1 protein-coding gene is annotated in these 559 nt (G+C 47.6%); it reads right to left on the reverse strand.

Annotated elements, in window-relative coordinates; translation table 11 throughout:
• The coding region (locus ACQ76X_RS36170) for a hypothetical protein (protein WP_438498705.1) at nt 1–559 on the reverse strand (559 nt) is incomplete at both ends.

A 559-nucleotide genomic window follows, 5' to 3' on the forward strand; every position in this document is an offset into this window, starting at 1 on the left:
AAGAACGATCCCTTTTAACCCCTTTGGGCTTTGTTGTCCTGTCTTTACCTGTGTCTGCTCCTGATACTCTGCAATGGAAACGGGAGGATGAGGAAACTCCAGCCCATCTTCTCCAGTTCTGTTCTCATGCGTAAGCTCCACTACCTCTTCTGGCACTATATCATTTCGGTTTCTCAACTTCTGCCACCCCAAACGGCATTTCAACGCCCACGAACTAAAACGAGGACGGATATATTGCCTCCACTTCGCTAGGAGAATGGGGATGACTTTTTTACAGCTACGCCATCCCTTTCCGATGAACCCTTTGCTTAGCTTCAACTTATTAAATCGCCCTGCATCCGCAGCAGTTTCCTCAATAATTAATGGTCCTTCGATGGAATCTTCCTCGATCTCCAGGTCTTCTGTATTCTCTGCTTCATCCCCTCCGGGTTCATCCTCTTGGATGACTTTCAGAAGTAGGGGGCTAAAGATCGATTGAGCCTCTTCTTCCTCATTCTGTTCTTCCGGCTTTGTCATCTCTTCGGGTTCTTCCGCCCATGTTCCTTCAGCCATTTTCCAT

Origin of the sequence: Paenibacillus sp. IHBB 3054, assembly GCF_051594305.1 — a bacterium.
In the GTDB taxonomy this organism is placed as follows: Bacteria; Bacillota; Bacilli; order Paenibacillales; family Paenibacillaceae; genus Paenibacillus_AQ.